This is a genomic window from Halorubrum sp. GN12_10-3_MGM (assembly GCF_005435235.1).
Taxonomy (GTDB): Archaea; Halobacteriota; Halobacteria; order Halobacteriales; family Haloferacaceae; genus Halorubrum; species Halorubrum ezzemoulense.
This window is the reverse complement of the sequence record NZ_SGUB01000065.1, coordinates 1-819: the sequence shown is the minus strand read 5'-3', so window position 1 is coordinate 819 and position 819 is coordinate 1. Positions and strand designations below refer to the sequence as shown.

Here is an 819-nt window from a genome sequence, read left to right as displayed (position 1 = left end):
TCGATGATCGATGAGTCGTCGTTGTTATCGTCACAGTCATCGCTATCAGGCGCAGATTGCTCCTCCGCGTCCGACACTCGATTGGCGTCTGTCTCTGCTCCATCGTCCCCGGCAGGCGATCGAACGCTCGCTTGCTTCGAGCGCCTCCGGTAGAATCCGTATGTACCGAGACCCGCAAGGCCGACCGCCGGTGTCGACCACCGGATCTCCCGGTTGAACCCGAACCATCTACCAGGTTCGCCCGCCCACGCATGATGATGATTGAGCGATCCATGAACGACCCGCGAGCCCACGCTGTCAGCGTCAGTTTCTGTGTCAAACGCGTAAAGTGCACCGTCACTCGCACCGAAAAAGAGGACTCCCCCAACGACGATCGGTGAGCTGTTGATCCATGGACTGTTCCCCCATAGTCGCGGGAGTCCTCCCAGACTCACCTCCCAAGAGACCGACCCGGTCTGTGCGTCGACAGCGTAACAGATTCCCTCGTCGGAGCCAACGTAAACGGTTTCGCCGGCAACTGTTGGTGACGTATCAATCGATCTCTCGCTAATGAGACTATTCCAACGTACTTCCCCGGTTTCGGTGTCGATCGCGTAGAGAAATCCACCCGACCCGACATATGCGACCCCTTCGTGGACTGTAGGCGAGGATCCGGGCGTGTTTATGTTCGAATTATCGTGTGCCCACAACTCCTCTCCAGTCTCGGCGTCAACGGCGTACAGCACTGTATCGTCGGAGGTTGCGTAGACGGTTCCATCGACAACTGTTGGAGTAGTACCATAGTCTGCCCGATCGACACGCCACAACCGTTCACCGTGC

General features: G+C 57.8%; 1 protein-coding gene. It reads right to left on the bottom strand.

Features of this window, described 5'->3' with window-relative positions; translation table 11 throughout:
• Positions 1–806, bottom strand: an 806-nt coding sequence (locus EXE47_RS18250) for a PQQ-binding-like beta-propeller repeat protein (protein ID WP_241997612.1), incomplete at its 3' end; no start/stop codon positions are given.
• Between the last annotated feature and the right edge of the window lie 13 nt (positions 807–819).